The organism is Brachybacterium sp. AOP43-C2-M15 (assembly GCF_052446295.1).
Taxonomy (GTDB): domain Bacteria; phylum Actinomycetota; class Actinomycetes; order Actinomycetales; family Dermabacteraceae; genus Brachybacterium.
Window position 1 is genome coordinate 21,528 of sequence record NZ_JBQSWB010000007.1, and the last position, 23,353, is coordinate 44,880.

18 protein-coding genes are annotated in these 23,353 nt (G+C 72.7%); 13 read left to right on the plus strand and 5 right to left on the minus strand.

Annotation, left to right across the window (positions count from 1 at the left end):
• Positions 1–93: 93 nt before the first annotated feature.
• From ACT3SP_RS09015 to ACT3SP_RS09030, 4 genes are all read left to right on the plus strand, one after another.
• Positions 94–1,740: a M48 family metallopeptidase gene (locus ACT3SP_RS09015; protein ID WP_444586942.1), complete on the plus strand. Its 1,647-nt coding sequence runs from the start codon at positions 94–96 to the stop codon at positions 1,738–1,740.
• A gap of 109 nt (positions 1,741–1,849) precedes the next feature.
• Positions 1,850–3,280: an MFS transporter gene (locus ACT3SP_RS09020; RefSeq protein ID WP_444586943.1), complete on the plus strand. Its 1,431-nt coding sequence runs from the start codon at positions 1,850–1,852 to the stop codon at positions 3,278–3,280.
• A 173-nt stretch (positions 3,281–3,453) separates the two neighbouring features.
• Positions 3,454–4,614 (plus strand): hypothetical protein, encoded by a 1,161-nt coding sequence (locus tag ACT3SP_RS09025; protein WP_444586944.1) that lies wholly within the window; start codon positions 3,454–3,456, stop codon positions 4,612–4,614.
• A gap of 315 nt (positions 4,615–4,929) precedes the next feature.
• A complete protein-coding gene (locus ACT3SP_RS09030; RefSeq protein WP_444586945.1) occupies positions 4,930–6,012 on the plus strand; it encodes a hypothetical protein in 1,083 nt (360 codons plus the stop codon).
• A 68-nt stretch (positions 6,013–6,080) separates the two neighbouring features.
• On the opposite strand, the gene ACT3SP_RS09035 is transcribed toward ACT3SP_RS09030, so the two are convergent.
• From ACT3SP_RS09035 to ACT3SP_RS09050, 4 genes are all read right to left on the minus strand, one after another.
• Entirely contained in the window at positions 6,081–7,622 is a 1,542-nt protein-coding gene (locus tag ACT3SP_RS09035; protein ID WP_444586946.1) for an MDR family MFS transporter, read from the minus strand.
• Between the two features lie 145 nt (positions 7,623–7,767).
• Entirely contained in the window at positions 7,768–8,667 is a 900-nt protein-coding gene (locus tag ACT3SP_RS09040) for an HTTM domain-containing protein (protein WP_444586947.1), read from the minus strand.
• Positions 8,664–9,116 carry a hypothetical protein gene (locus tag ACT3SP_RS09045; RefSeq protein WP_444586948.1) on the minus strand — a complete coding sequence of 151 codons (453 nt, stop codon included), beginning with the start codon at positions 9,114–9,116 and terminating at the stop codon, positions 8,664–8,666. The genes ACT3SP_RS09040 and ACT3SP_RS09045 overlap by 4 nt, the downstream gene beginning before the upstream one ends.
• Positions 9,117–9,145: 29 nt before the next feature.
• Positions 9,146–10,471: an alpha/beta hydrolase-fold protein gene (locus ACT3SP_RS09050; RefSeq protein WP_444586949.1), complete on the minus strand. Its 1,326-nt coding sequence runs from the start codon at positions 10,469–10,471 to the stop codon at positions 9,146–9,148.
• A gap of 383 nt (positions 10,472–10,854) precedes the next feature.
• On the opposite strand from ACT3SP_RS09050, the gene ACT3SP_RS09055 reads away from it, so the two are divergent.
• Complete coding sequence (locus tag ACT3SP_RS09055; RefSeq protein ID WP_444586950.1) at positions 10,855–11,907, plus strand: transglycosylase family protein; 1,053 nt, start codon at positions 10,855–10,857, stop codon at positions 11,905–11,907.
• A gap of 302 nt (positions 11,908–12,209) precedes the next feature.
• A complete protein-coding gene (locus ACT3SP_RS09060; RefSeq protein ID WP_444586951.1) occupies positions 12,210–13,730 on the plus strand; it encodes a sugar transferase in 1,521 nt (506 codons plus the stop codon).
• A gap of 196 nt (positions 13,731–13,926) precedes the next feature.
• Here ACT3SP_RS09060 and ACT3SP_RS09065 read toward each other — a convergent pair whose 3' ends face one another.
• Positions 13,927–14,373 (minus strand): adenylyltransferase/cytidyltransferase family protein, encoded by a 447-nt coding sequence (locus ACT3SP_RS09065; protein WP_444586952.1) that lies wholly within the window; start codon positions 14,371–14,373, stop codon positions 13,927–13,929.
• A 225-nt stretch (positions 14,374–14,598) separates the two neighbouring features.
• On the opposite strand from ACT3SP_RS09065, the gene ACT3SP_RS09070 reads away from it, so the two are divergent.
• The 7 genes from ACT3SP_RS09070 (at position 14,599) to ACT3SP_RS09100 (ending at position 23,118) form a co-directional block, all read left to right on the plus strand.
• Positions 14,599–15,537 carry a methylenetetrahydrofolate reductase gene (locus ACT3SP_RS09070; RefSeq protein ID WP_444586953.1) on the plus strand — a complete coding sequence of 313 codons (939 nt, stop codon included), beginning with the start codon at positions 14,599–14,601 and terminating at the stop codon, positions 15,535–15,537.
• Positions 15,534–17,921, plus strand: a complete 2,388-nt coding sequence (gene metE, locus ACT3SP_RS09075) for a 5-methyltetrahydropteroyltriglutamate--homocysteine S-methyltransferase (RefSeq protein ID WP_444586954.1) — start codon at positions 15,534–15,536, stop codon at positions 17,919–17,921. The genes ACT3SP_RS09070 and metE overlap by 4 nt, the downstream gene beginning before the upstream one ends.
• A gap of 136 nt (positions 17,922–18,057) precedes the next feature.
• Positions 18,058–18,981, plus strand: coding sequence for a glucose-1-phosphate thymidylyltransferase RfbA (gene rfbA / locus ACT3SP_RS09080; protein WP_444586955.1), 924 nt, complete (start codon positions 18,058–18,060; stop codon positions 18,979–18,981).
• Positions 18,978–19,982 carry a dTDP-glucose 4,6-dehydratase gene (gene rfbB, locus ACT3SP_RS09085; RefSeq protein WP_444586956.1) on the plus strand — a complete coding sequence of 335 codons (1,005 nt, stop codon included), beginning with the start codon at positions 18,978–18,980 and terminating at the stop codon, positions 19,980–19,982. The genes rfbA and rfbB overlap by 4 nt, the downstream gene beginning before the upstream one ends.
• A 46-nt stretch (positions 19,983–20,028) precedes the next feature.
• Positions 20,029–21,444, plus strand: coding sequence for a sugar nucleotide-binding protein (locus ACT3SP_RS09090; protein WP_444586957.1), 1,416 nt, complete (start codon positions 20,029–20,031; stop codon positions 21,442–21,444).
• A 116-nt stretch (positions 21,445–21,560) separates the two neighbouring features.
• On the plus strand, positions 21,561–22,229 hold the full coding sequence (locus ACT3SP_RS09095; protein ID WP_444586958.1) for a hypothetical protein: 669 nt from the start codon (positions 21,561–21,563) through the stop codon (positions 22,227–22,229).
• Between the two features lie 37 nt (positions 22,230–22,266).
• On the plus strand, positions 22,267–23,118 hold the full coding sequence (locus ACT3SP_RS09100; RefSeq protein WP_444586959.1) for a PHP domain-containing protein: 852 nt from the start codon (positions 22,267–22,269) through the stop codon (positions 23,116–23,118).
• Positions 23,119–23,353: the final 235 nt, after the last annotated feature.

Below are 23,353 nucleotides of genomic sequence, written 5' to 3' on the forward strand. Positions count from 1 at the left end.
CCGATCACCGTCAGGGACCCCACGCCGCCCGTCGGCGGGGATATCGTCGGCCCAGACCCCGAGGGGGCCGACGGACCGAAGGAGAACACGATCATGACCCAGCCGCCCACCGGCCCACCGCCGTTCCCCGGGGACCAGCCGCCCGGGAGCGCCCCCTCCGGCGCACCGGGCCCGTACGGGTCCGAGCCCTCCTACGGCCAGCCCTCGTACGGCCAGCCCTCCTCCGGCCAGCCCGCCGGGCCCGCACCGGTGCAGCCGGGATCGCCCTACGGAGCTCCTGCCGGGTCGGGACCTGCCCAGCAGGGCTCGCCCTACGGCGGTTCCCCGTACCCGGGCCCTGCCGCCGGCGGCGGCATCCCCTCCGGTCCCGGCTCCCCGGCGGGTCCCGGCGGACCCGGCAGCCCCGGCGCACCCCGCGGTCCCGGCGGTCCCGGCGCCTACGGTGGACCGCCTCCCGGCGGACCGTCCGGCCCCTCGGGTCCCTCGGGCCCCTCCGATGCCGCAGGACGGCCCCAGAACCCGAACCTCGTCAACGGCGCCACCCGCCACGGGATCATGGGCCGCAAGGGCATCCGTCACCCGTGGGAGCTGCCGCTGCTGTGGGTGGGCGTGGGCCTGACGGTCATCGCCTACATCGCCTGGTGGGTCCTCATCATCTCGACCGTGGTCCTGCGGATCACCGAGGGGGAGGAGACGGTCGCGAGCCTCTGGCAGTACGTCACCTTCCTGCCGATCGCGGTGCAGCTGGTCGTGATCCTGCCGCTGTTCCCGATCATCGTCTGGTGGCTCCGAGCGATCATGTACGCCCAGGTCCGCGCCTCCGCGGTGCGGATGAGCCCCACCCAGTTCCCCGAGGGGTACCGGATGGTCGTGGAGGCCGCGCACGAGTTCGGCCTGCGCCGGGTCCCGGACGCCTATGTGCTGATGGGCGGCGGCGTGATCAACGCCTTCGCCTCCGGTCACGGGTTCCGACGCTTCGTGGTGGTCCACTCGGACCTGTTCGAGGTGGGCGGCGCGAGCCGTGACCCCGAGGCGCTGCGCTTCGTGATCGGCCACGAGGTGGGCCACCTCGCCGCCGGCCACGTCTCCTACTTCCGTCTGGTGTTCACCAACGTGATCAGCATGATCCCGATCCTGGGCCCGGCCTTCTCCCGCTCCCAGGAGTACACCGCGGACAACTTCGGCTACTCCTTCACCCCCACCGGGGCCGCGGGCGTGATGGGCCTGCTGACCGGCGGCAAGTACCTCAACGCCGAGGTGAACGTCAACGAGCTCGCCGACCGTGCCGCGACCGACCCCAGCTTCTTCGTGCACTGGTACAACTGGGGATCCTCGCACCCGGTCGCGACCTGGCGCGCCCACGCCCTGCGCGACCGCTCCAAGCCCGGCTCCCTCTGGATCCGGCCCAGCGGGTCGCTGTTCACCTCGCCGCTGCCCCCGGGGCACGTGTGGTCCTCGAAGTTCCCGACCCCCGAAGATGCGATGGCCATGCTCGACGCGGCGGACAGCCGCCGCCCGGCCGGAGCCGCCGGCCAGTTCGGACGCTTCCCGGGCGCGGACTACTCCGCCCGCCCCTCGATGCGCGCGATCCAGACCGCGGCCCCGCTGCTCGCCGACGCCACGCCCTACGTGATCCCGCCCGGCCCGTACCGGGACGACGCCCGGGGCACCCTGCACGGGGCCGAGGTGAGCCCCTTCGGGCCGCCGCCCTCCCAGCAGCCGCCGCAGATGCCCCACTGATCCGGAGGGTCCTGCGCCGGCTGTCCCGCTGCGGACCGTCCCGCTGCGGACTGTCCCACTGCTCACCTCACCCTCCTCAGAACCTGCAGTCAGTGCATATGGTGAACGGGTGATCCCCGACCCCAGCGCGCTGTCCCCTCCGGTGCGCCGCAAGCCGCTCCTCGCCGTCCTCCTCGCCCCGCTGTTCATGGCCCTGATCGCCGTGAGCGTCATCAACGTGGGCCTGACCGCGATCGGCGAGGGCCTCGAGGCGGACACCGGCTCCCTGCAGTGGGTGATCTCCGGATACGCCCTCGCCTTCGGCGTGCTGCTGGTGCCCGCCGGCCGCGCGGGGGACGCCACCGGACGGCGCCGCATGTTCGTCATCGGCGTCGGGATCTTCACCCTCGGCTCGCTGCTGTCCGGCTTCGCCCCGACGGTGGAGACGCTCAACCTCGCCCGCATCCTGCAGGGCATCGGCTCGGGCCTGCTGAACCCCCAGACGGTCGCGCTCATCCAGCAGCATTTCCGCGGCCAGGACCGGGCGCGGGCCTTCGCCCTGCTGGCCACCACGGTGGCCGTGGCCACCGCCGTCGGCCCCGTCATCGGCGGTGCGCTGATCCAGATCCTCGGCACCGACTGGGGCTGGCGATGGATGTTCCTGATGAACGCCCCGATCGGGGTGATCGCGATCATCGGCGCCCTCCGGTTCATCCCCGACGACCGGGTGCGGGGCCGGGGCCGGCCGGATCTCGATCCCGTCGGCACGGTGCTGCTGTGCGCGGCGATCCTGGGGATCATGCTGCCCTTCCTCGAGCGGGGCATGAGCTCGCTGATCTGGCTGACCTTCCCCGCCGGCCTGGTGGTGCTGGGCCTGTGGTGGAGGTGGGAGCAGCGCTACAAGCGCCGCGAGCGCACCCCGATGGTGGACACCGCGATCTTCTCCAACCGGGCGTTCCGCAACGGCATCCTCATCGTCTCGGTGTACTTCCTGGGCGCCACCAGCGTGTGGATCATCGTGCCGCTCTACCTGCAGATGCACCTCGACCACACCGCCTTCGAGGCCTCGCTGATGGGGGTGCCCTCCTCGATCGCCGCGGCGGTCAGCTCCCAGATCTCCGGGCGCTACGTGCTCACCTTCGGCAGGCGCATGGTGATCGTCGGGTTCGCCGTCGCCTTCGCGGGCCTGGCCGGGACGGCGCTGCTGACCGTCTTCGTGGACTCGGGGGCGATCGCCTTCTGGTGGCTGGCGGCCCCGCTGATGCTGATGGGGCTGAGCCAGGGCATGACCATCTCCCCGAACCAGACCCTCACCCTGAACTCGGTGGACCCGCGCTTCGGCGGGGTCGCCGGAGGGATCCTGCAGCTGGGTCAGCGCACCGGCGCCGCGATCGGCACCGCGATGATCCCGGGCATCATCTTCTCCCTCACCGAGGGCGGCCACGCGTGGCTCGAGGCGTTCATCATCGCGCTGACCCTCATCATGGTGCTCACCCTGGCCGCGATGGGCGTCAGCTTCGCCGACCGCGCCCGGGAGAAGGCGGGCAAGGGCGCGCTGTGAGCCCCGCACAGCGAGGCGCACTGTGAGCCCGGCACAGCGATGAGCCCTGCGCCGCGATGAGCCCTGCGCAGCGGCGAGCCCGGAGCGGCCCCCGCGCGCTCATGAGCTCCCGGTCCCCGCAGCGCCCAGGTAGCCTGCTGCGACGACACGCGGACACGGACCAGGGGGGCACGGTGCCACGCAGGACGGACTCCGAGGGAGCCGGGCGCACCATCGCGCTGGGCTGGTCGGAGAGCCCGGACACGGATCCTCCGCCCACCGCGTCCGCGCCCTCGGCCGGCAGAGCGCTTTCGGCCGGCGGAGCGCCCTCGGGCGAGGGCGGCCCCCGCGCAGAGCGCCGACGGTCCCTGGTGCTCGGCGGTGCGATCGTGCTGGTCCTCGCCCTGGTGCTGGTGCTCCCTCCGGTGCTGCTCGGCGGCGCCGGCGCGGAGCGGGCGGTGGAGCAGTACCTCGACGCCGTCGTCGCCGGGGATGCGGAGACCGTGCGCGAGCACGCGGTACCGGTCGACGAGGCCCTCGACATCGCGCTCACGGACGGCGTGCTGCAGGGGGCCCGCGACCGCGTCAGCGGCTACACGATCGACGAGATGCGCGTCGACGGCGACAGCGCCGTCGCCGACGTCACCCTCACCGGCGGTGACAGGGAGCTCGAGAGCACGCTGTCCCTCGAGCGCCGTCGCGACGGGCTCCTGCGCCGCCCCGTCTGGGAGCTGCAGCCCGTGAACCTGCCCGTCGTGCGCCTCAACGTCCCCGCCGGCAGTGCACAGCTCGAGGTCAACGGCCAGATGCTCGAGATCCCCGCGAGGAGCAGGCCGCAGGAGCAGTTCGCGTTCGGCGAGATCACTCTGCAGGTGCTGCCGGGCACCTATGAGGTCCGGGCCCCGCAGTCCGGCGACCTGTTCGCGCCGCGGACGGCCGAGGTCTCCGCACCCCCGGTCCTCGGTCTCTGGAACAGCGCGCTCGTGCCGGTGAGCTCGGCTCTCACCGACGCCGGGGTGCAGGAGGCCATCGCGCAGCTGCGCAGCTCCCTGCGGGACTGCGCCCGCAGCAGGTCGCCGGCACCGTCCGACTGTCCGATCATCGCGCCGCCGGAGGTCACGGAGCGCGGCGTCTGGACGATCACGAGCACTCCGGAGTTCGAGCTGGTGGAGGACATGGAGGGCTACTCCATCTTCCGTGCCCGCGTCAGCGCGGAGTTCGCCGTCCCGGGCGCCGAGGGCGACGAGGAGGAGGTCCATGAGGTCGAGGCCGACGTGCCCGCGGTCGCCGTCGCCGACCGCGACGGGGTCCTCCACGCGCACTGGTACAGCCCGGCCACGGTCGAGGAGGAGTGACCGCACCCCGCTGCTGACCTGCGTCGACGGCGTGCACCGGTGCGCTCCTGCGCGGTCGGGGGTACCCTTCTGGCACGCGAGAGAGCGGACCGGGAGCGCCCTGTGATCCCTGAGCGGAGGCAGACCACCGGCCGGACGATCAGCACGGGATGGTCCGAGCCCGGCGGGGACGACGCGGCGATCTCCACCGGTCCGCAGAGGCCTCCGCTCCACGAATTCCCGCAGGCCACCGCCCTGCTACCGGCGGGTCACGGCCGGTCGGCCCGCCCCCGGATGCGTCGCCGTCGGCCGCGCCGTGGGGTGCGTCCGCTGGTCGTGGTCACCGTCATCGCTCTGCTCGCCGTCGCCCTGCCCTGGATCCTGCTGCGCCACGAGGGCCCCGAGGAGGTCGTGGAGAAGTACCTCCAGGCCCTGATCGACGGGGACGGAGCCGCGGTGCGGGAGCACATGAGCCCGCTGGAGGGCGCCCTCGGCACTGCCCTCAGCGATGCCGTGCTGGCCGCGACCCGAGGCGGCATCGCCGACTTCACGATCGACCGGGTCCACCTGCGCGGCACCGCCGCCACCGTCGTCGTGACCCTGCGCAGCGAGCGCGAGGAGCATCGCACGGTGCTGGCCCTGTCCGCCCGCGCGGTCGGCCCCTTCGCGCCGGTGGTCTGGGAGATGGCACCGGTCCAGTTCCCGACCCTCAACGTCAGCCCGCTCACCGGCACCGATGCGCTCATCATCAACGGCCAGAGGCTCGCGATCCCCGAGGTCGAGTACACCGAACGCGGTGCGAACCGGGTGGGAGTCGTCCTGCAGGTGCTGCCCGGCAGCTACACGATCGAGCTGCCGCCCGCGCAGCCGCCCCTGGTCTCGCGCACCCGCGTGGTCGAGGTGCCGCCCGTGCTCGGCCGGTGGTACAGCGGACTGATCGATGTCGACTACGGCCTCACCCCGTCGGCCGAGGCGCAGGTGCGCTCCACGATCCGGTCCGAGATCCGGGACTGCGCCCGCAGCACCTCCCCGCGGCCGGCCGGCTGCCCCTTCTTCGCGGCCCTGCCCGCGGGCACCATCGGCACCTGGACCGTCACCGAGCTCCCCGAGATCGCGTACACGGGCATGTTCGGCGACGTCTTCCGGTTCCAGGGCAAGGGACTGGTCGCCGAGTACACCGTCCGCGTCCCCGCGCCCGAAGGGGGCGCCGGCGAGGCGCCGACGGCCACCACGACCCTCCTCCCGGTGGGGCAGAGGGGCGAGGGGAGCAGGGCCGAGGTGGGCAGGGTCGAGGCGAGCGCCGAGGCAGGCGACGTGCTGGTCACCTCCACCCTCTTCGGCACCTCCATCACGCTCGGCCCGGACGGGTACGAGCTCACGGACTGGCACTACGCCGCCACGCGCCTCGTGGTGGAGTGAGCGCGCGGGGACCCCGCGAGGCATGGACGCGCCCTGGTCGCCGATGCGCCGGACGCGCCCCGGGGGCCTCAGCGCCCGGACGGCCCTGGGGCCTCGGGGGCCTCGGACTCCCCGGCGGGCTCCGGTGCGGCCGTGACCTCCGGCGGGTTCCGCCGCACGAACAGGGCGATCACCACGGTGACCAGTCCCAGCGAGGCCGAGAGGGTGAACGCGACCGAGGTGCCGCTCGCGATGCCCTCGAGCCGGGTGCCGCCGTCCGCGACGGTGCCCGCCGCGACCCGCGCCATGATCGAGACCAGCAGCGCGGCCCCGGCCGCCCCGGCCACCTGCTGCACCGTCCCCACGATCGCGGAGCCGTGCGGGTACAGCGGCCGCGGCAGCGACCCCATCGCGGTGGTCATCAGCGGCGTGAACACGAAGGCGAGACCGAGGGACATCACCACGTGCCCGGCCACGATCGGCCACACCTGCTCCGGCACCCGGGACATGATCCCGATGCCGATCACCACGGCGACCAGCCCCGGCACCAGCAGCGGACGCGGCCCCACCCGGTCGAAGAGCCGACCCACCAGCGGGGCCAGCAGACCCATCGCGAGCCCGCCGGGCAGCATCATCAGGCCGACGGAGAGGGTGGACAGCTCGAGCACCTTCTGCAGGTAGATCGGCAGCAGCACCACCACGCCGAACATCGCGCCCATCATCACGACCATCAGCGAGACGGCCACGGTGAAGTTCTTCGTGGTGAAGGTGCGCAGGTCCAGAAGGGCCCGGTCGCGCTTCTGCAGCGAGAGCTGGCGCAGCACGAAGAGCGCGAGCGAGACCGCTCCGAGGACCAGGCACACCACCGCGGCGGTCGGCGGCCCTTCCGCGGCGACGTCCGCGACGTCGGCGGCGTCGGCCCCGCCGTGCCCGCCGCCGGAGATCCCCGTCAGCCCGTACACCAGCGGCCCGAAGCCGACCCCGACCAGCAGCACCGACAGCAGGTCGGCAGGCTGGGGCGAGGACTCGTCCACGTTCTCGATGCGTCGCAGGCCGAGCGCGAGGGCGATCACCGCGATCGGCAGCACCAGGACGAACAGGGCGCGCCAGGGCGCGACGGACAGGACCAGCCCCGAGATCGTCGGGCCCATCGCCGGGGCCACCGAGATCACGATCGCGATGTTGCCCATCACCTGGCCGCGGCGCGAGGCGGGCACCAGGTTCATCACCGTGGTCATCAGCAGCGGCATCATCACGGCCGTGCCGGAGGCCTGCACGATGCGGCCGATCAGCAGCGGCGTGAACGTGGGGGAGACCGCGCAGATCGTCGTGCCCACGGTGAACGTGGTCATCGCGAGCGCGAACACCTGACGGGTGGTGAAGCGACCCATCAGGTAGCCGGTGGTGGGGATGACCACCGCCATGGTGAGCATGAACCCGGTCGTCAACCACTGCGCGGTGGTCTCGGCCAGGTCGAGGTCGTCCATGATCGGCGGCAGCGCGACCGAGAGGATCGTCTCGTTGAGGATCACCACGAACGCGCTGATCAGCAGCAGGATGATGACGCTGCGATCGCGGGGCGAGATCCGATCGACGGCAGAGGGCGGGGCGGGGCGGGTGGAGCGGGACACCGGGGAAGTGTAGGGATGCGCCGCCGGAAGAGGCCAGGTCTTATCCGGGGGACGTGACGCAGGCCGGCGTGGCTGGGGCCGACGTGGCTGTGGACGGCGTGACGGGGGCCGGCGTGGCCGGACACTCCGGGCCGGGCCGGGAGCCTCAGCCGCGGGACCGCCCGGGCCACCGCAGCCGCTCCAGCGGCAGGAACGCCGCCCAGCAGATCACGGTGGGCAGGAAGTGGATCCCCAGCAGCACGAGGGTGCTGAGGTGGAAGCCCATGTAGACGGCGATCGCGATGTGCAGCGCCCGCCCGCGCAGGAACAGCACCACGGGGGAGAGGGTCTCGAGGGCGAGTCCGGCCCACTGCGCGGGCACGAACACCCAGGGCGTGTGCACGACCAGCCAGTGGGCGAGGCTGCTGCCGCGGCGGATCGACGCCCAGGTGAGGATCGCACTGTTGCCCCAGGCGGCGAGCGATCCCGAGTAGAGGATCTTCGGGATCACGGAGAAGAAGTAGGTGGCCACCACCGCGATCTGGATGCAGCGCAGCGCCCAGCCCGCGGCGTCGGAGCGGGGCAGCAGGGCGGGCTCGGCGGCCGCGGCGCCTGCGGCGAGGTCGGCGCGGCGCGGCGCGGCGACCGTGGGCAGCACGGCGACGGCCACCATCAGCGCCAGGTGGTCGTGGGCGACGTAGCCGTAGGAGTTGCTGTAGAGCATCCACAGCCAGAACGCGATCGCGACCACCGCGCCGCTGAGCCGGGGCCGCCACCCCAGGATCACCGCGACGCAGCCGGCCAGGATCAGCACCAGCAGCGTGTACGCGATCGGAGCGGTCACGGCGGGAAGATGCAGCACCCGGGCCAGGGCCACCGGACGGTAGAAGCCCGCGTTCCCGGCATGGGAGAGGACGTCGCGGGAGAAGGTGAGCACGTCCACGATCACGAAGGCGCAGATCAGCACGTGCAGGGCCCGCACCCGGGCCAGGGGCAGCGCCGGGAACAGCACCGCCCGCAGTCGTGCCCGAGCCCTGGGCGGGCTCGCGGCGCCCACCGTGCTCACGGCGCCTCCCACCGGGTGACCTCGACGAGCTCCTCCGCGCCGTGCGCGGTGCCGTCCTGCAGCTGCGTGATCCGCTGGCACAGCACCAGGGCGCTCAGCGGCTCCTGGTCGGGGTGGCGGCGGTCGTACTCCTGCGCCAGGGGCGCCAGCAGCCGCGGATCCGCCTCGATCGCGCGGAGGTTGTTCTCGACATCGGCGCGGTCGATGCCGACGGTCCGGCCGCCGAAACGGATGTCGAAGGGCTCCCCGTCCTCGCGCACCCCCAGCAGGCAGGTGTTGACCACCTCGCCGTCCGGGTCGGTGCCCTTGGAGAACTGGTCCAGCACCCCGAAGGGGAACAGATCGTTCGACCGGGTCAGCCCGCCCGTCAGCAGCGCGCCCACGCACAGCAGCACCGCCAGGGTCCGCCAGATCCGCGAGGCGGGGGCGAGGGCGGACGCGGGAGGCACGCTCCGAGGGTATCGGGATCCGGCTCCGCTCAGCGCAGCAGCGCGGCGAGCTCGTGGAGCAGGGCCGGCTGCCACCAGGCCCAGTCGTGACCGCCGCTGTGCACGGCGAGGGACACCTCGAGCCCGTCGGCCCCGTCGGCCAGGAGCGCGTCGTGCAGCGCCTGAGCGCGGGCGGGCATGGTGCCCTCGAAGCGGCCGGCCTGCAGGCGCAGCCGCAGCGGGTGGTGCCGTGCCGCCTCGCGCAGCGGTGCCACCAGCGCCCCCTCGGGGTAGCGCCACAGCGAGACGGACTGCGCGATGGCGGCGCCGAGCAGCTGCGGGGCGCGGGCCACGGCGAACAGCGCCGTGAGGCCTCCGAAGCTCGACCCGGTCACCACGGTGCGGGCGGCCTCGGCGGTCACGGCGAGGCGGCGCTCCTCGTCGGCCGTCCCCTCGCCGTCCGAGCGCTCCCCACCCAGCCCGTCCTCCCGCAGGCGCGGCACGAGCCGCTCGGCGATCCACCGGGCGTGGCCGCCCGGAACCCCGAGCACCTCCCCGCGCTGGGGGCCGGAGTCGACGAACACCGCCGCGAGCGGGGGCAGGTGCCCGGCGGCGATCCCGCGCGCGAGCAGCGCCGGGGTGCCCAGAGCCTCCACGTGCTGCTCGGCGTCGGTCACGATCAGCAGCGGCAGCGGGGCGCGTGGATCGAGGTCCTCGCAGCCGGCATCGCCCGGTCGCGGGGCCCACCAGCGCACCGACGGCTCCCCGGGCGCGGTCCCGAGGGCGGGCAGCGCGGGGGAGGGGTCCGCGCCGGCGACGGGCCCTGCCGTGAAGGGGCCGTCGTCCGGCACGGAGAGCAGGGACCGCGGTGCCCCGCCGCGCGCGGCACGATGACGGCGCGGAGTGCCCGCATCGGGGACCACGGGGGCGCCGGGAGCCTTCAGACCCTCCCTCCACCACGGGGGGTCGCCGCCGCCCTCGTGCTCGACGAAGCCGTAGCTCGCGCGCCAGTCCGCGGGGACCTCGACGACCGCCTCCCACCAGCCGTCCCCCGTCGGCCGCAGATCGCAGGCATCGCGCGGGGAGGGCTGCCACCAGCCGTTCGCCTGCAGCGCCACCGCGCTCGCCGCGGGCGCCCGGTGACGGAACCGCACCAGGGCGCGGCTCCCGTCGCGGCCGATCACCGCGGTTCCCGCCGGCCCGCCGTCCGCCGACGCACCGTCCGCCGACGCACTGTTCGCCGACGCGCCGAGCGCGACGGCGTCGTCCCGCCGCACGATCGGCAGCGGCTCCTCGGCGCCCCCGGCGCGCGGCAGCGGCTGCCACCGGGCAGCGGGGAACAGCGGATCGTCCTCGACGGGCACGGTCATCGACATACATCTCCTCGACGGGCTGGGCACGCTGCTGAGGTGAACCTTACCCACGGGCGCGGCAGCCGGTCCCGCGGATCCCGGGCCGGCGGGGGGCGAGGGCCGCGCAGCCGGTCCCGGCGCCGACGGAGGGTATCGCGAATTTGTACTCGGTAATTCCAGCAGTGTCATTCACGGAACCTGCTCATTCGGTAAAAAGATGCCCAAGAACTCTGCCGAGAATGGTCTGCGACCGTTTCCCAGGACCTCGGGCCGGTGCACGGTAAGGGGAGTTCGGAGCACGCGCGTGCAGGTCATCGACCGGTGCGGAGCCCGCGGACGGCGTCTGGCCGCCGGCCGCTGAGACGCAGGCTCCGAGAAGTCCCTGCCCTTTCCCCAGGAGAGTTCCCATGCCTGCATCCCGCCCCGCCCCCACCCATCGCGCCGACGGCAGCCCGGTGTACTTCCGCAGCGTCCGCGTGGCGCCGAAGGTCGCCGCCGCCACCGGCGGCGCCGTGATCGCGGCCGGCATGAGCGTCGCCGGCGCCGGCACCGCCGCGGCCGACGACTCGGTCTGGGACAAGGTCGCGCAGTGCGAGTCCGGCGGCAACTGGTCGATCAACACCGGCAACGGCTACTACGGCGGCCTGCAGTTCTCGCCGTCGACGTGGAAGGCCTTCGGCGGCACCTCCTACGCCGCCAACGCCCACCAGGCCACCAAGGCCCAGCAGATCGCCGTCGCCCAGCGCACCCTCCATACGCAGGGGCCCGGCGCCTGGCCCACCTGCGGCAAGCGAGCCGGCCTGACCAAGTCCAACGGCGGCGCGGACCCCAGCGCCCAGCCCGGCGGCGGCTCCTCCTCCGCGCCGAAGCCCTCGGCCGGTGCGCTCGTGGTCGATGGGAAGTTCGGCCCGGCCACCACCCGCGCCCTCGAGGGGTGGGTGGGCGTCTCGCAGAACGGGTCGCTCTCGAGTGCGGACGTCAAGGCGCTGCAGAAGAAGGTCGGCGCGGTCCAGGACGGCAAGATCGGTCCCGAGACCACGCGCAAGCTCCGCGCCGCCATCGGGCAGAGCGACAACGGCGTGCGCGACTTCCGCACCAACTACGCCACCGTCAAGGCCCTCCAGAGCTTCCTGAACAGCGGCGCCCCCGCGAACACCCCGGCACCGACGCCGTCGACCCCGAAGCCCTCGGCCGGTGCGCTCGTGGTCGATGGGAAGTTCGGTCCGGCCACCACCCGTGCCCTGGAGGGGTGGGTGGGCGTCTCGCAGAACGGGTCGCTCTCGAGTGCGGACGTCAAGGCGCTGCAGAAGAAGGTCGGCGCGGTCCAGGACGGCAAGATCGGTCCCGAGACCACGCGCAAGCTCCGCGCCGCCATCGGGCAGAGCGACAACGGCGTGCGCGACTTCCGCACCAACTACGCCACCGTCAAGGCGCTGCAGCAGTACCTCAACGCCCGCTGAGCAGGGCGGGTCGCCCCCGCCGCACACGGACGTCGCAGACGACTTCACCGACGCGTCGACCCTTCGGGGTCGGCGCGTCGTGCTGTGCGCGGGGGCGGGGGGCACGACGGCCCACCTGATGTTCAGACAACCTTCACAAAACGGACATAACGCGCTAGTGTCGCGGTACCAAGACGGGCAAAACGGACATCGACGGGGTCTCGCGTCGCGCGGGCGCGGTGATCCGCCGCGGCGGGCGCCGCGACGGACCGAGGCTCACGGCCCCGCCCCGTCGACCCCGGTCCAGGTTCTGAGAGGTACTCGTGGCACTACAGCATTCGGTGAAGGTCGCCGGGATCCCGGCTCCGCCGCGCGGCAGGCGCCGCTCGCTCATCGCTCGTCCGCTGCCGCTGCCCTCGCGCAGGGCCCGGCGCGACGACCGCCTGATCCTGTCCGCGCTGATCGCCGCGGATCTCGCGGTCCTGGTCCTCGCCTGCGTGCTCGCGATCGCCATCCGTCGCCACCTCACCTTCCTCGGCGTCTCGCAGAGCCTGCCCGACTCCCTCGTGGTGAGCTCCGTCGTCATCGCCGCCGTCTGGATGGTCGCGCTGCTGGCGTTCGGGGCGACCAATCCCCGCGTGATCGCCTCCGGCGCCGAGATCTACCGCGGCGTGCTGATGGGCACCCTCGGCGCGGTCGGCTTCGTCGGCGCCGTGCTGTTCCTCGCCGACATCCCGCTCTCGCGCCCCTACTTCGTCGTCCTGTTCCTGCTGGGGCCGCTGCTGCTCCTGCTGGTGCGGGTGCTCGCCCGGCGCTTCGTCAATCTCGCCCGCACCCGCGGCAGGCTGCGCTCGCAGGTGCTCGTGGTCGGCTCGACCGGGCACGTGCGCGGCATCGTGCGCACCCTCGGCCGCGAGGTGTGGCTCGGCTACGACGTGGTCGGGGCCGTCGCCCCGATCAGCGACGAGCGCCGCAGCGAGGACGCCGGGGTGCCGATCCTCGGGGACGAGTCGCAGATGCTCGACCTGGTGCGCGAGGTGCGGCCGGACGTCGTGCTGTTCACCGCCGGCTCCTCCGCGAGCGCCGAGGAGTTCCGCCGCGTCGCCTGGGAGCTCGAGGAGCTCGAGGTCGGCGTCATCGTGGTTCCGGGCGTCAGCGAGATCTCCGGCGACCGGATCCGGATGCGCCCTGTCGCGGGCCTGCCCCTGGTGCACATGGACCTCCCGCGGTCCCGCAAGGCCCTCAAGAAGGGCAAGCGGATCTTCGACGTGGTGGCCAGCGCCGCGCTGCTGCTGCTGCTCGCTCCCGTCTTCGCCACCATCGCCCTGTGCGTCCGCTTCGGGGACGGCGGCAAGGTCATCTTCCGGCAGGAGCGGGTGGGCCGAGGTGGGGAGCCCATCGAGTTCCTCAAGTTCCGCTCGATGGTGGTGGACGCCGAGGCGCGCCGCATCGAGCTCGAGAAGCTCGAGCGCGACCGCGGCAACGACGTGCTGTTCAAGATGGCCGACGACCCCCGCATCACCAGGGTGGGCAGGGTGCTGCGTCGCTACTCGCTCGACGAGCTGCCGCAGCTGTGGAACGTGCTGCGCGGCGACATGAGCCTGGTCGGGCCCCGTCCCGCGCTCCCGCAGGAGGTCAGCGGCTACGACGTGGACGCCCATCGGCGCCTCGCGGTGCGCCCGGGCATCACCGGGCTGTGGCAGGTCTCCGGGCGCAGCGACCTCTCCTGGGACGACACGGTGCGGCTGGACCTCTTCTACGTCGACAACTGGTCCTTCATGCAGGACCTGCTGATCCTGGTGCGCACGGTGCGTGCCGTCATGGCCTCTCGCGGGGCGTACTGAGTACTGATCGCGAGCTGGGGTGCGCCCTCGGGCGGAGGAAGTGCTGAGCCTCCGTCCGGGGGTTCGCTTGTCCTCGGCGCCGGCCGCCGCGAGGGCGCTCGACGATCGGAGAGCACGCACCGAAGAGCCCCGGAGACGTCGATGTCTCCGGGGCTCGGTTCGCGCGGTCCCGCCGCGGCGGTGTCGGCGGAGAAGGTCAGCGGGTGCCGACGACCTGCAGCTCGGCCGACGAGGTGATCGCCGCCAGAGCGCGACGCAGCGCGGTGCTGGAGGTGTGCATGGTGTAGGGGAGGTACTCGATCTGGACGCCCACCTCTGCGAACTGCTGCTCGAGCAGCAGGCCCTTGGGGGTCCCGCGCCAGTCATCGCCCTTGAAGAAGTGGGTGAAGCCCACCTCGCGCCACGCATCGAGCTTCGAGGGCGTGGTCTCGACGTGGACCTGGTCCACGCAGCGCAGATCGCCCACGATCTCCGCGCGCTCGGCGGTGGGGATGACGGGCTCGATGCCCTTGACCTCCCGCAGCATCTCGTCGCTGACCACGCCGGCGATCAGCACGTCGCAATGCTGCTTGGCCCGGCGCAGCAGGTTCAGGTGACCCACGTGGAAGAGGTCGAAAGCTCCGGCGGCGTATCCGATGCGCATGCGTGCCTCCCGGCTCCTCCTGTCGGCGCCGTGGTGCCGCCGATCCCAGATGTGAACTCTACCGGACAAAGGGCCTAAAAGGTAGGAAACGGACATAGTGGACCGGGTGTATCGCGCGTCTCACCAGGGTCCCGCACTCCGGCCCAGGCTCGCCCCGCGTCGTACTGGTTCATACGTCAACACGAACCTTCCTCTCGTGCCGGAGCGCCCCGTAGCTTTCCAGCCATGTCCGCCACCCTCACGCTGCCCGAGCTCGAGCGCACCACCCCGGTGCGCCACCGCCCGGCGCTCAGCTACGAGCTGTTCCCCGCGCGGAGCGACGTGTCCTTCGAGCGGCTGCGCGAGACCATCGCGCACCTCGAGGCCACCGGCCCCGACCACGTCTCGGTCACCAGCCGTGCCCGGCACGGCAACCTCGCACGCGTCATCGAGGTCACCGAGCACGTGCTGGCCGAAACCACCCTGCGCCCCCTGGTGCACCTGACCTCGATCGGCTCGACCCGTGCGCAGCTCACCACGATCATCCACGCGCTGCTGGACCGTGGCGTGCGCGGCCTCCTCGCGCTGCGCGGCGACCAGCCCGAGGGGCACCGCCTCGAGGACGACGAGATCCCCTTCGCCCGCCCGCTGGTCGAGCTGATCCGCGACATCGAGCGCGAGCGCACCGCCACCCTCGCCGGCGGCCGCGTGAGCATCGGCGTGGCCGCCTACCCCCACCGCCACCCCGAGTCGCCCACCACCAGTCACGACACCGAGGTGCTGGTGGCCAAGGAGCGCGCCGGCGCGGACTTCGCCATCAGCCAGGTGTTCTTCGAGGCCTCCGTCTACTGCGGCCTGCTCGCCCGAGCGCGCGAGGCGGGGATCCGGATGCCGATCGTGCCCGGCCTCGTGCCCGCCACCAATCCGCGCCGCCTCGAGCGTCTCGCCGCCATCAGCGGCGTCGAGGCGCCCCGCGACCTCCTCCATCGGCTGGAGACCGCCGCCGACGAGGTCGAGCGGCGCCGCATCGGCGTGCGCTTCACCGTGGACCTCGCTCGCCGGGTGCTCGACGCCGGGGCGCCGGGCCTGCATCTGTACACCTTCAACTCGCACGCCGACGCCCTCGACGTGCTGGACCACCTCGACCTGGACCGCTGGTCCACCACCCAAGGAGAGCCCCGATGACCACAGTGTCCACAGAGCCCGCCGAGCCCACCGCGTCCACCGCGCAGGCCGCCCCGTCCCGGCCCGCCCCGCTGCCCACCGCCACCCCGGTCGGCTACCCCCGCATCGGCCCCGGCCGCGAGCTGAAGAAGGCCGAGGAGGCCTACTGGGCCGGTCGCATCGACCACGCCGAGTTCACCCGCCGCACCCGCGAGCTGCGCCGCACCACCCGCTCCCGCCTCGCCGAGCTGGGACTGGGCGCCGCGGCAGCCGCCCCGGAGTCCTTCTCCCTGTACGACCAGGTGCTCGACGCCGCCCTCGCGGTCGGCATCGTCCCGGACCGCTTCACCTCCGTGCTCGGGGCCGACGGCACGGTCGACGACGACGGGTACTTCGCCCTCGCCCGCGGCACGGAGAAGCAGCCGCCGCTCGAGATGACCAAGTGGTTCGACACCAACTACCACTACCTCGTCCCCGAGATCGGCCCCGACACCGACCTGCACCTCGCCTCCACGCGCGCGGTGGACCTGTTCGCCGAGTCCCTCGAGGACGGCGCCGGCACCCGCCCCGTGCTCGTGGGGCCGCTCACGCTGCTGCTGCTCGCCAAGGCGCAGGACGGCGCCCCGGAGGGCTTCGACCCGCTGGACCGACTGGACGACGTCGTCGCCGTCTACGCCGAACTGCTCTCGCGCCTCGCCGCCGCCGGCGCGACCTGGGTGCAGCTGGACGAGCCCGCTCTCGCCGCGGACCAGCGCCTGGACGCCGCCGACCTCGTCGAGGCGCTGCAGCGCTCGATCGGCCGTCTCGCCGCCGGCGCCGACCGCCCCCAGCTGCTGGTCACCACCCCCTACGGAGGGATCGGCGACCTGCTGCCGGCGCTGCTGGCCACCGGCGCGGAGGCGGTGCACGTCGACCTCACCCGCGGTGACCTGCCCACCACGGCTCAGCTCGCCGGCGTCGACACCGTGCAGCTCGTCGCGGGGCTCGTCGAGGGCCGCTCCGTGTGGCGCACCGAGCTGCCGACCGCCGCCGCACGACTGGCCGAGCTGCGCTCGCGCGTCGCCGCGGCCGGGGGAGAGGCGGGGACGATCGCCGTGTCCACGTCCGTCTCGCTGCAGCACGTCCCCCACACCCTCGACCTCGAGACCTCCCTGCCCGCCGAGCTCGTGGCGACCCTCGCCTTCGCCGACGAGAAGATCGGCGAGCTCGTCACCCTCGCCGACGGAGGCGTCGAGATCGGCGCGGTCGACGGGCCCCGCTCCGTGCCGCGCACCTTCGCCGGGGTGCGGGTGGACTCCGTGCGCGAGCGAGCCGCCGCCACGACCACGGCGGACACCGAGCGCGCCGAGTACGCCGTGCGCGCCGAGGCGCAGCGCCGGGCGCTGGGCCTGCCGGACCTGCCCACCACCACCATCGGCTCGTTCCCCCAGGTCGGCGAGGTGCGCGCGGCGCGCGCCGCCCATCGCCGGGGCACCCTGGACGAGGCCGGCTACGTCCAGGCGATGAAGGACGAGATCGCGCGCGTGATCACGCTCCAGGAGGAGCTGGGGCTGGACGTGCTGGTGCACGGCGAGCCCGAGCGCAACGACATGGTCCAGTACTTCGCCGAGAACCTCGAGGGCTTCGCGACCACCGAGCACGGCTGGGTGCAGTCCTACGGGTCGCGCTGCACCCGCCCCTCGATCCTCTTCGGGGACGTGCACCGCGCCGCGCCGATCACCGTGGACTGGGCCACCTACGCCCAGTCCCTCACCCCGCATCCAGTCAAGGGCATGCTTACCGGACCGGTCACGATCCTCGCCTGGTCCTTCGTGCGCGACGACCAGCCCCTGGGGGACACCGCCGCCCAGGTGGGCCTGGCCCTGCGCGACGAGGTGGCGGACCTCGAGGCCGCCGGGATCCGCATCGTGCAGGTCGACGAGCCCGCCCTGCGCGAGCTGCTGCCGCTGCGCGAGGCCGACCACGCGAACTACCTCGACTGGTCCGTGCGCTCCTTCCGCCTGGCCACCTCCGGCGTGGAGGAGGCCACCCAGATCCACACCCACCTCTGCTACAGCGAGTTCAACGTGGTGGTCGGTGCGATCGACGCCCTGAACGCGGACGTCACCTCGATAGAGTCCGCCCGCTCCCGCGGCGAGATCCTCGAGGCGATCGACCCCGGGGCCTTCCCCCGAGGCATCGGCCCGGGCGTGTGGGACATCCATTCGCCGCGCGTCCCCTCGTCCGAGGAGATCACCGACCAGCTGCGCCGCGCCCGCGCCGTGGTGGGCCCCGAGCGGCTCTGGGTCAACCCCGACTGCGGCCTGAAGACCCGCGGCTACGTCGAGACCGAGGCCAGCCTGCGCCGCCTCGTCCGGGCCGCCCGTGAGGTGCGCGCCGAGGCGGAGGTGCCGGCCGGGGTGTGATCCGCCCCGGCCGGCGACGCCGCCCCTCGCTCGCCACCGGTTCTCCGTCGGCGGCGGGCGAGGACGGCGTCGTCCCTGGCCCGCCCGTCGGCGCCGAGACCTTCCCCTTTCCGGGCAAATCGGACATACTGGGGCGATGCGAGGGATCATTCTTGCCGGCGGCACCGGCTCACGGCTCCACCCCCTGACGATCGGCGTCTCCAAGCAGCTGATGCCCGTCCACGACAAGCCGATGATCTACTACCCGCTGAGCACGCTGATGCTCGCCGGCATCCGGGACATCCTGATCATCACCACCCCGGAGGACCAGGCCGCGTTCCAGCGCGTGCTGGGCGACGGCGACCGCTTCGGCGTGCACCTCGAGTACACGGTGCAGCCCAGCCCGGACGGCCTCGCCCAGGCCTTCACCCTCGGCGAGCAGTTCCTGCGCGGCGAGAAGGCGGCCCTGGTGCTGGGAGACAACCTCTTCTACGGCCACGGCATGGGCGCCCAGCTGCGGCGCTACCAGGACCTCGACGGCGCCGCCGTCTTCGGCTACTGGGTCAAGGACCCCAGCGCCTACGGCGTGGTGGAGATGGGGGCGGACGGCTGTGCCCTCTCCCTCGAGGAGAAGCCGACGTCGCCCCGCTCCAACCTCGCCGTGCCGGGACTGTACTTCTACGACGAGACCGTCGTGGAGCGGGCCAAGGCGCTCACCCCCTCGGCCCGTGGCGAGCTCGAGATCACCGACCTGAACCGCACCTACCTCGAGGACGGCAGCCTCCAGGTCGAGGTGCTCACGCGCGGGACCGCCTGGCTGGACACCGGGACCTTCGAGGACCTGGCCGCGGCCGGAGAGTTCATCCGCACCGTGCAGCAGCGGCAGGGCCTCTCGATCGGTGCCCCGGAGGAGGTCGCCTGGCGCATGGGCTACCTCAGCGACGAGGAGCTGCGCGAGCGGGCGCTGCCGCTGGTGAAGTCCGGATACGGGCGCTACCTGCTCGACGCCCTCGAGCGCGAGGTCGCGGATCGTCCGCTGGATCTCACCCCGTCCGCCGCCGCGATGCGGGCCACGGCATGACCGGCCGCCACCTCCTGGTCACCGGCGGCGCGGGATTCATCGGCTCCGCCTTCGTCCACCACGTCATCGAGCACACCGAGGACACGGTCACCGTGCTCGACAAGCTCACCTATGCGGGCCATCGCGCCTCCCTCGAGGACCTGCCGTCCTCGCGCGTGCGGCTGGTCGAGGGCGACATCACCGAGGCGGGCACCGTCGACCCCCTGGTCGCCGCGGCGGACGCGGTGGTGCACTACGCCGCGGAGTCCCACAACGACAACTCCCTGGACGACCCCTCGCCGTTCCTGCGGACGAACCTGGTGGGGACGTTCACGCTGCTGGAATCCGTGCGCCGTCACGGCACGCGCTTCCACCACATCTCGACCGACGAGGTCTACGGGGACCTCGCGCTGGACGACCCGCAGCGGTTCACCGAGACCACGCCCTACAACCCCTCCAGCCCGTACTCCGCGACGAAGGCGGGATCCGACCTGCTGGTGCGGGCGTGGGTGCGCTCCTTCGGCGTGGCCGCGACGCTCTCGAACTGCTCGAACAACTACGGGCCGCGGCAGCACGTGGAGAAGTTCATCCCGCGCCAGATCACCAATCTCCTCGACGGCATCCGCCCGCGCCTGTACGGCGCCGGAGCGAACGTGCGCGACTGGATCCACGCCGAGGACCACTCGAGCGCGGTGCTGAGGATCCTGGAGGCCGGCGAGATCGGTCGGACCTACCTGATCGGCGCCGACGGGGAGAAGAGCAACAAGGAGGTCGTGGAGCTCATCCTGCGCCAGATGGGCCATGCGGAGGACGACTACGACCACGTCACCGACCGTCCCGGCCACGACCTGCGCTACGCGATCGACGCGACCACGCTCCGCGACGAGCTGGGCTGGCGCCCCCGGTTCCAGGACTTCGAGGCCGGACTCGCAGCGACCATCGCCTGGTACCGCGAGAATGAGGACTGGTGGCGCCCCCAGAAGGCGGCCACCGAAGCGAAGTACCAGCTCGCCGGCCAGTGACAGCACGCATGCCACGTCGGTCGACGCCCGCGACCGAGAGGACCCCATGACCGAGCTCGCCGTCCGCACCACCCCGATCCCGGGGCTGCTGGTGATCGACCTCCCGGTGCACGGCGACGCCCGAGGATGGTTCAAGGAGAACTGGCAGCGGCAGAAGATGGTCTCCGCAGGCCTGCCCGACCTCGGACCGGTGCAGAACAACATCTCCTTCAACCAGGCCGTGGGCGTGACCCGAGGGATCCACGCCGAGCCGTGGGACAAGTACATCTCCGTCGCCACGGGCCGCGTCTTCGGCGCCTGGGTGGACCTGCGGGAGGGACCGAGCTTCGGCACCGCCTACTGGCAGGAGATCACTCCCGAGGTCGCGATCTACGTGCCGCGCGGCGTGGGCAACGCCTTCCAGACCCTCGAGGCGCCCGCCGCCTACACCTATCTGGTCAACGACCACTGGTCCGAGGTCGCGCAGGCGCAGTACACCTTCTTGGACCTCGCCGACGGGACCGCGGCGATCCCCTGGCCGATCCCGCTCGACCAGGCGGAGCTGTCCGCGAAGGACGCCGCGCACCCGCGCCTGGCGGAGGTCACGCCGGTGCCGCCCCGCCGCACCCTCGTGGTGGGCGCGAACGGCCAGCTGGGCAGGGCCCTGGCGGCTCGCTGGGCCGACCGCTCCGACGTGGATCTGGTGGGGCGTGAACTCGTGGACATCGCCGATCCGGATTCCGTCGACGCCGTCGACTTCTCCCGGTACGGCACGATCGTCAACGCCGCCGCGCACACAGCGGTCGACGCTGCCGAGACCCCGGAAGGGCGGCGTGCGGCCTGGGCCGTCAACGTCACCGGCGTCGGCCGGCTGGTCGAGGCGGCCCGCGCTCAGCGGGCGGTGCTGGTCCATGTCTCCAGCGACTACGTCTTCGACGGCACGGCACCTCTCCATGACGAGACGGAGCCGCCCAGCCCGCTGGGCGTCTACGGGCAGACCAAGGCCGCCGGTGACCAGCTCGTCGCGACGCTCCCGGACCACTACATCGTGCGCACCAGCTGGGTGATCGGCGAGGGCGCGAACTTCGTGGACACGATGGCGGGACTCGCCCGGCGCGGCGTCGATCCCTCCGTGGTGGACGACCAGATCGGCCGACTCACCTTCACCGAGGACCTCGCCGCGGGCATCGACCACCTGCTCGCCGCCCGCCCCGCACCGGGGACCTACAACCTCACCAACGAGGGCGAGCCGCTCAGCTGGGCCCGCATCGCCGCCGAGGTGTTCTCCCTGACCGGGCACGACCCGTCGCGCATCACTCCGGTGCCCACCGCGGAGTTCTACGCCGCCCAGGGGACGGCGGAGGGGGACGGCACGGTCGCGCCACGCCCCCGTTCCTCGGTGCTGGACCTCGCCGCGATCGAGGCGACCGGCTTCACGCCCCGGCCGATGGACGAGGCGCTCGCAGCGCATCTGCGGAGCTGAGCCTCCGCGGGGCGGCACCGACGGCGCTTGACCGTGCGCCTTCTCGCCGTCACCATCGCGGTACGATCCCGGTGACCACGGTGCGGGGGCGCCGTGCCTGATCAACAGGGGGAACCATGGCCGCATCGTCCGGACGCAGCACGCCGCGCCGCGGACCCCTCCCTCTCCTGCTCGCGGGGGCCGGAGTGCTCGGGCTGCTCCTCGTCCTCGCCCTCGTGGGGACCGTGCTGTGGCTGCGGCCGTCGGTGCCGCCCGACCAGGCGGTGCTCGAACGACGTCTCGGCCAGCTCGAGCACGCGGACGTCGACGCCCTCCTGGAGGAGCTGCCGGCCCCTGAGGATCCACGGCAGCTGGCCCTGCTGGAGCACGAGGAGGCACGCCCCACCGCGGGGCTCGTCGAGCACACGGAGATCCGGGACCGGAAGGAGATCGCCGGGCACGGCGTGCAGTACCTGATCCTGGTGACCCAGGAAGGGGCTCCCGACAACGCCGTGCACAGGATGGAGGCTCCGGCGGACGAGGAGAGCTGGAGCGCTGGGAGGCTCGGGATCTCCACCCTGACGACGTACATCCCACCCGGGTCGGTGGGCCTGCGCATCAACGGCGTGGACTTCACCGTGGACGAGCTCGGCCGCAGCAACCGCACTCTGGAGCTGTGGGTCATCCCCGGGCAGTACCGCATCGAGGCGCTGGGCCCGGGGGAGGGGCAGATCGGGGAACCGGAGACCCACGTCGTGGGCCTCCCGCCCAAGGACATCACGGTGAACCCACCGGCTCCGGTCTGATCCTCGCGCCCAGCCCCGCCCATGGCACCCTGACCCCATGACCCTTCCCGCGGACAGCCATGTGCACAGCGAGTTCTCCTGGGACACCGGCGGCCCGGACTCCGCCGCCCGCGGCACGATGGAGGCCACCTGCGAGCGTGCCGTGCGCATCGGGCTGCCCGCGCTGTTCTTCACCGAGCACCTCGACCTCGAGGACGCCTGGTTCAGCGATCCGGAGGACTTCGACGAGCACGAGGCGCACCTGCTCGGTGAGGACGGCGTCGTGGCCGTGCCCCGCTTCGACGTCGAGGGGTACTTCGAGAGCATCGAGCGCTGCCGGGCGGCGTTCCCGCAGCTGCGCATCGGCACCGGCCTCGAGTTCGGCCAGCCGCACCTGCGCACCGAGGCCGCGAGGAGGCAGCTGGACCTGAGTCGTTTCGACCGGATCCTCGGATCGCTCCACACCCTGGAGCACGAGGGTCGACGGGCCGAGCCCGCTACCCTGTTCCGCCGCCTCCCGGCCGACGAGGTGGTCCGCCGCTACCTGGCCGAGGTCCCGGCCCTCGTCGCGGGCGACGAGCCCTTCGAGATCGTCACCCACCTCGACTACGCCCTGCGGTACTGGCCCGAGGGGGTCGAGGGGCCGTTCGACCCCCGGCGCTTCGAGGAGGAGTTCCGCACCGCGATGCGCGCGATCGCGGGCAGCGGGCGGGCGCTCGAGATGAACACGCGTCGGCTGTGGCCCTGGATGCCGCAGTGGTGGAGCGAGGAGGGCGGCCGCGCGATCAGCCTCGGCAGCGACTCCCACGCCCCGCACACCCTGGCCCACGGGTTCCCGGAGGCGGCCGCGATGGTCGAGGCGTTCGGCTTCCGCGCCGGCGCCGCGCCGCGGGACCTCTGGAGGCGCTGAGCCACCTCCGGCCCTCCCCTCGGACGGGGACGTCCACCCCGGCTCCAGCGCGTGTGATCACGGTCACGTATCGGTTCTTTCCGCCTGTCAGGAATGCTTTCGATCGTCACCCCCGCTGGCTACGCTGATCGAAGCATGGGGAAACGCCGATCAACTCCTGTCCGCCGGCTGTATGGACCAGAACTCGCGCGCCGCTGTCGCACACCCTCCATGCGCTGATCGTCCAGTGAGCACC